Origin of the sequence: uncultured Anaerovibrio sp. (assembly GCF_947302755.1) — a bacterium.
Lineage (GTDB): Bacteria > Bacillota > Negativicutes > Selenomonadales > Selenomonadaceae > Anaerovibrio.
In genome coordinates, this window is sequence record NZ_CAMYWM010000136.1 from 1 (window position 1) to 6,552 (window position 6,552).

At 44.6% G+C, this 6,552-nt stretch carries 9 protein-coding genes; 7 read left to right on the forward strand and 2 right to left on the reverse strand.

Going from position 1 to position 6,552, the window contains the following annotated elements:
* Positions 1-139: 139 nt before the first annotated feature.
* The 7 genes from Q0Y54_RS10905 (at position 140) to Q0Y54_RS10935 (ending at position 4,791) form a co-directional block, all read left to right on the forward strand.
* Complete coding sequence (locus Q0Y54_RS10905; RefSeq protein WP_297967690.1) at positions 140-1,351, forward strand: MFS transporter; 1,212 nt, start codon at positions 140-142, stop codon at positions 1,349-1,351.
* A 131-nt stretch (positions 1,352-1,482) separates the two neighbouring features.
* Positions 1,483-2,649 carry an alpha/beta hydrolase gene (locus Q0Y54_RS10910; protein ID WP_297967693.1) on the forward strand — a complete coding sequence of 389 codons (1,167 nt, stop codon included), beginning with the start codon at positions 1,483-1,485 and terminating at the stop codon, positions 2,647-2,649.
* Between the two features lie 103 nt (positions 2,650-2,752).
* A complete protein-coding gene (locus Q0Y54_RS10915) occupies positions 2,753-3,307 on the forward strand; it encodes a flavodoxin family protein (protein WP_295161276.1) in 555 nt (184 codons plus the stop codon).
* A gap of 50 nt (positions 3,308-3,357) precedes the next feature.
* Entirely contained in the window at positions 3,358-3,855 is a 498-nt protein-coding gene (locus Q0Y54_RS10920) for a cyclophilin-like fold protein (protein ID WP_297967696.1), read from the forward strand.
* Between the two features lie 9 nt (positions 3,856-3,864).
* Positions 3,865-4,026: a DUF1653 domain-containing protein gene (locus tag Q0Y54_RS10925; RefSeq protein ID WP_297967712.1), complete on the forward strand. Its 162-nt coding sequence runs from the start codon at positions 3,865-3,867 to the stop codon at positions 4,024-4,026.
* Between the two features lie 2 nt (positions 4,027-4,028).
* Positions 4,029-4,487, forward strand: a complete 459-nt coding sequence (locus Q0Y54_RS10930; RefSeq protein WP_297967700.1) for a YaiI/YqxD family protein — start codon at positions 4,029-4,031, stop codon at positions 4,485-4,487.
* On the forward strand, positions 4,480-4,791 hold the full coding sequence (locus Q0Y54_RS10935; RefSeq protein WP_297967703.1) for a cytochrome C biogenesis protein: 312 nt from the start codon (positions 4,480-4,482) through the stop codon (positions 4,789-4,791). The genes Q0Y54_RS10930 and Q0Y54_RS10935 overlap by 8 nt, the downstream gene beginning before the upstream one ends.
* A gap of 217 nt (positions 4,792-5,008) precedes the next feature.
* On the opposite strand, the gene Q0Y54_RS10940 is transcribed toward Q0Y54_RS10935, so the two are convergent.
* Complete coding sequence (locus tag Q0Y54_RS10940; protein WP_297967706.1) at positions 5,009-5,896, reverse strand: DMT family transporter; 888 nt, start codon at positions 5,894-5,896, stop codon at positions 5,009-5,011.
* A gap of 261 nt (positions 5,897-6,157) precedes the next feature.
* Positions 6,158-6,373: a hypothetical protein gene (locus Q0Y54_RS10945; RefSeq protein WP_297967709.1), complete on the reverse strand. Its 216-nt coding sequence runs from the start codon at positions 6,371-6,373 to the stop codon at positions 6,158-6,160.
* Positions 6,374-6,552 lie beyond the last annotated feature (179 nt).

Sequence of the window (6,552 nt, forward strand, 5' to 3'; positions counted from 1 at the left end):
TATTGCTAGTATTTATAGGTATTCAGAAGTATTTATTAATTATTTGGCAGACACTTATTATAGATTGTAAATCTATTACTGTAAAGCATAGATAGGCATTTTCTATAAGTATTGGTATTTACATGAAGATAAATCTATAATGGAAGAAAAGGAAGGTGTGGAAATGGAACAGAATGGAAATAAAAGCGTAATGCTGCTTATCCTGACCACGGGTGTATTTGGCATTCTCAATACCGAAATGGGATTTATCGGGATTTTGCCCTATATCGCGGAATACTATCAGGTCAGTGTGGTGCAGGCCGGTTGGCTTATCAGCTTGTTTGCCTTGGGGGTAGCGGTGGCAGGGCCGACCATGCCGCTCTTTATGTCCCAATTTAATCGCAAGTGGGTGATGGTCTTTATTTTGGGGCTGTTTACCGTTTGCAGCACGATTGCCGTCTTTGCCGAAAATTTCTATGTGCTTTTGGCGGTGCGGGTGCTGCCGGCGTTTTTCCATCCGGTCTATTGCGCGATGGCCTTTACCGTGGCGGCAGGATTAGCGCGGACAGGCGAGGAACCGAAGATGGTGGCGAAAATCAATATGGGCGTGGCCGCCGGTATGGTTGCAGGCGTGCCCATCAGCAACTTTTTGGCCGAGCAGTTCAGCCTTTCTGCATCTATGGCGTTCTTTGCCTTAGCTACTTTGCTGGTTATGCTGGCGACATTATGGTTTATTCCCTCAATGCCGGTAAAGGCACGACTGAGCTACGGCAGTCAGCTCGCTGTACTCAAAAAGCCGATGGTCTGGGCATCTATCGTAGCGGTGATTTTCCTCAATGGTTCGATTTTCGGCGTATTTAATTATTTGGCAGAGTATCTGGGTGTTGTTTCCGGCGTAGCACCAGCCTTAGTCAGTATCTTGCTGTTTGTGTATGGTCTTTGTAATATTGGGGGCAGTATGCTGGCGGGAAATCTGCTGACCGTGTGTCCATTGACTGTGGTCAAAATCTTTCCGCTGGCGGTCGCCGTAATCTATATTGCCCTGTTGGGCGGCGGTAGCGTTTGGCCGTTGATGGGGCTTATTGTGGTCATTTGGGGCATCTTGGGCGGTATCAATGCCAATATCAATCAGTACTGGATGGCAAGTGCCGCTCCGGAAGCGCCGGACTTTGCTAATGGCATGTTCTTGACGGCGGCCAATATGGGCTGTGTACTCGGAACTACGGTCAGCGGTCATTTTATTGATGTTTGGGGCACGCAATATGTCGTGCTGGGTGGTCTGTTGTTCTGTCTGTTGGCGGCGCTGATGTTTTGGGTACAATGTTATCGCATGCAGGTGCATACGCCCTTGATGCTTCAATCTGAACATTGAAGATGTTGATTTTTATGCTTGGTAAGCATAGCAATATATTTTTTATAAGTATTGGTAATTACAAAACAGAATCGCTATAATGAAATCAAGCAAGAGGATAAACGGTGTAAGTGAAGTAAAGGAGAATAGAAATGTTGAAGAAAATTGGCAAAAACAAGAAGATGGTTTTGGCAGCTCTGGTGGCAGGCATGATGTCCTTTGGGATTATGGGGAGTGATGTGACGATGGCAGCAACACCGGCTAAAGCACTGGCAACAGCTTCGCAGATGCAGCGTTCTTCGATCAGCGAGCTGGACAATGACACCCGTGTATTCAAGATTGACAACTCCATTGAAGCCAAGAATGTGAAATTTGAAAACCGTTTTGGCTTTGAAGTGGCCGGTCATCTGTATCTGCCGAAAGACTTTGATGCCAGCAAGCAATACAAGGCCGTAGTGATTACCGGGCCTTTTGGTGCGGTGAAGGAGCAGTCCTCCGGTCTGTATGCGCAGGAGTTTGCCAAGCATGGTTATGTGGCCGTAGCCTTTGATCCCTCCACCACCGGTGAGAGCAGTGGCAGCCGCCGCAATATGGGCTCCCCGGAAATCTTTACGGAAGACTACCATGCCGCTGTGGATTTCGTTTCCAATCTGAAGTTTGTTAATTCGGAGCAGGTGGGGGCTATGGGCATCTGCGGTCTGGCCGGCATGACCATCACTGCTGCTGGCAGTGACAGCCGTATCAAGGCCGTGGCAACCTCGGCTATGTATGATATGAGTGAAAGTATCAGCGACCATTATAATGGTGCTTACTACACGCCGGAACAGCGGGAGATCGTGAAACAGCATCTGGCTAAGATGCGTAATGAAGAGGCCAGAACGGGCAAGGCCATCCGTGGTGCACATGAATTGGGCGTAGATTCCAAGGGCAATGTGGAAACCTTTGATACCATGTTCCCAGATAAACTGCCTGCTGATGCTAATCCCGTTATTCAGGATTTCTTTGGCTACTATGTAGGCCGTGCCTTCCATCCGCGGGCAATCAATTCCAACAAGCTGGCTTGGGATTCGGTGACGCCGTATGGCTTCTTCGATTTCAAACTCATGAGCAACATTGATGAACTGGGCAATACACCGGTCATGCTGATTACCGGCGATAAGGCACATTCCAAATATTTCTCCGATAATGTCTATGCCGCCATCAAAGGGGAGAAAGAAGAAATCGTTGTTCCTGGTGCTACCCATGTAGACCTCTATGACCAGATGGACAAGATTCCCTTTGATAAACTGTTTGCCTTCTTTGATAAAAATCTGAAGTAATTCTAAGATGCAGCCCTGCGAATGGTAAGACCTTTGCAGGGCTGCTTCTTAGTAATTGACTTGGAGTACACTTCAAGTGTTAGAGTAAGGGGGGAACATGTGTATGGAGGAGAGAATGATGAGCAAAAACGTAATAATCATATCTACAAGTCTTAGAAAAAACAGCAATTCCGAGGCTTTGGCCACGGCTTTTGCTGCAGGGGCCAGGGAGGCTGGACATGTGGTGGAGCAGATTACCCTGCGGGATAAGACTATAAATTTCTGCAAAGGCTGTTTGGCCTGCCAAAAGACCATGCAGTGTGTGATAAACGACGATGCCAATGCAATCACGGCTAAAATCGGTCAGGCGGATGTGGTCGTTCTGGCAACGCCGGTCTATTATTATGGTATGTGTGGCCAGTTAAAGACCTTGCTGGACCGGGCAAATCCGTTGTTCCCCTCGGATTATCGTTTCCGTGAAGTTTATCTGCTGGCTACGGCGGCAGAGGATGAAGCAGATACCGTAGCCGGAACCCGCGTCGGCGTGCAGGGCTGGGTAGACTGCTTTGACAAGGCCGAATTGAGGGAGACGCTTTTTTGTGGCGGTGTGACGGACACAGGTGATATTGCTGGCAATGCCGCACTGGAAAAAGCCCGACAGGCTGGCAAGAATATTTGAAGTTTGCAAAATAATGCCTTGCAGCTGTATGGGCATAAGGAGAGAGGGCAATGCCAAATCGGAAAATCATAAGTGTAGTTATGTTGTCGATGCTGCTACTGCTATCCGGCTGTACAGGTGCGCAGGAGACTACTGTGGATACTGGCAGTAAGGTGCAGAAGGCTGTCCCACAGGAAAATAAATCCGTGGCAGAACCCAAGAAGGAGCAAGCGATGAAACTCATCATTGATGATAAAGTTGTTCCCGTTACCTGGGAACAGAATGCTTCCACGGCGGCATTGCAGAAACTTTTGCCGTTGACCATCAAACTGTCACCTTATGGCGGCTTTGAACAGGTGGGCGCTATCGGTCAGAATATTGTCAGCGCAGATAACCAGATAACCACCCAATATGGTGATATTGTCCTCTATGCGGGGAATAAGCTGGTTATTTTCTATGGTTCCAATTCCTGGGCTTATACGCGGCTGGGACATATTGACATGTCAAAACAGGAATTGACTGCTTTATTAAACCGCGATAGCGTAACGGTGCAGCTCGTGGCCCAGTGAAAAAATAGGATTGCCCAGCACACCGAAACTGATGAACAGTTTGTGGTGTATCAGGCCATGTATGGCAGTGAAGGGATTTATGCAAGACCGCTTGATATGTTTATGAGTGAAGTGGACCGTAAGAAGTATCCTGAGGTTGAGCAACAATATAGATTTGAACGAGTGGAGTAGAAATGACTAATATTTATGTTGACGCCGATGCCTGCCCGGTGGTCCGCCTGACAGAACAAATTGCTCAAAAATATAAGATACCTGTAGTTCTTCTATGTGATACAAACCATGTGCTTACTTCTGAATACAGTAAAGTAGATATCATTGCGGCTGGGGCCGATGCAGTTGATTTGGCTCTAATAAACCTTTGCCGTAAGGGAGACATAGTGGTAACCCAGGATTATGGTGTTGCAGCATTGGCATTGGGCAAAAAAGCTTACGCAATCCATCAGAACGGTTGGCAGTACACTAATGAAAACATTGATAGACTGCTGATGGAGAGGCACATATCCAAAAGGGCTAGGAGAGCAAATAAGAAGGTTCATCTTAAGGGGCCTGCCAAACGGACTGAAGATGACGGTGCGATGTTTGTGAAGGGGCTGACTAGCCTTATAATGACTGTAGGTGATATTGATGTTTAAATTGGAAATCTACATACCTGAAAGCCATTTCAAAGATTTACAGATTGCCCTACAAAAGGCCGGAGCAGGGTGTATGGGGAATTATGATGCCTGTATGTCATATACCCGTGTTAAAGGATTATGGAGACCGCTGAATGGAGCTAATCCTTATAGAGGAGAAATAGGAGTAATATGTGAAGAGGATGAATTGAAGGTTGAGGTAAATGTGGAAAAGGATAAATTGAAACAAACCATTCAGGCAATTAGAGCTATACATCCCTACGAAGAACCGCTTATCAATGTCATTCGCCTATACAGTGAATAGAGAATATCAAAGGAACCAAATACTGAATGCATTGGTGTAGAATAATCAACAATGGAACCCGAAGAATAAAGCAGAGGTTAGCCTTAAGTGGCTAGCCTCTGCTTTATTTCATGGTGTGCCCAGTATGGACACATATAATGGGTGAAATCCTTAGTCAGCCTTAATAGCGGAAATTTACGAATACAGAGCTATTGGGGAAACTAATAAAACAGCATACTTAACTATAAGCTTTGCCTCGTAAGCTGATGCCAACTATACCGACTATAATCAGCAGACCGCCAATTACTCCAGCAGTACCTAAGGCTTCGCCCATAAAAATCCATCCAAGGACAGCTGCGGTAAGGGGATTTAGTCCGAACATTACCCCTGCCATTTGAATACTGATACGACTCTGCGCTACCGGCTGAAGAACAAAACCCAGACAGGTGCATACCAGTACAAGCATCATCAGCATCATCCATTGTTCCGAAGTATTCGGAAGATGTGGGGACTCAAAAACAAGGGCAGCTGTTATTGCCATAAAACCCATTGTGCCAACGCTTAATAGGCCTATTGTAAAAGAATCGTGTGCTCTGGAGCTTCGGCCATTGATAATAATCGCTATGGCAAAGGTCAGGGCAGCAATTACACATAAAAATTCACCTATGCCAAAACCATCAAATCCACTTCCAATGGTAATCAGTGCAATACCAACCATTGTAACAATGCTACATACAATAATCTGCCATGAAGGAGCTCTGCGAAGCAAAAAGGCTTCCATGACAGGAACAATTACTATTGCTGAATTTTCAATAAAGGCACAGGTGGAGGAGGTAGTATATTGCAGGCCAATCAATTCTGATGCCATACACAAAAAATTAATTACTCCCAAGATTACACTTATTCGTATGACAGTTGAGTCTTTTTTTACAGCTTTATTTATATATCTGAAAAATATCGTGAATATAATAATAAAAGCCAATAAAAATCTTATTCCTAACAGGCTTAGTGGCCCCATATCTGTTAGAAGAAGCTTGGAGAACATGAAGGATGTTCCCCTGGCGATTACCAATGCAGCCATCAATATGGTTGCTCCATTGACGCTTAAGTTATTTAGTTTATTCATTTTATATCCTTCTAAAAAATTTTATTATTAGTGACATAGCCATTGTAGCTTGCTATTGCAAACCAGATAGTAAACCGGAAAATCTGGTTGTTCAGTTATAGACCATAGATGTTTATTTTGCTAAGTATATTCTTCATTATATAATCATTCCGTAGGTAAAGCAAAATAGAAAAATAATCTTGTTATGGACTATATACCTAATCGTATGTATATAGCATTTCTTTTGCAAAGAATCTGGAGGCTGAAGACTGTAGTAATATCCTAGTTGTGAGATTTGTTCATATCGAAATCGTTGTGCTGGTGGTTGCCGTGATCATGTGCCTGATACAAGAGGAGGAGATGACCTGTTGACCAGGGATGAGGATACCTGTGCTTTGCTTGCTTAATTTTGGCAGCCATCAGTTTGCGCCGTTCTATGAGAAAAGCATCATATGCCATGTTCTCCCAACCATGAGGTAAAGCATTTTCTTCTTCCATTTTGGTAATATCCACGGCAGTCTTGTTTTGACAAATATCGACAAATATGTGTTCTAAAAAAGGCCCCGTATCAAATTACGAGGTCGCTCAATTATATATAGCCTTTTTATCAAACAATGTATTTTATTGGACATTATAAATCATATTCCTAAATCTTTATAAAGCTCATCAGGATCAGT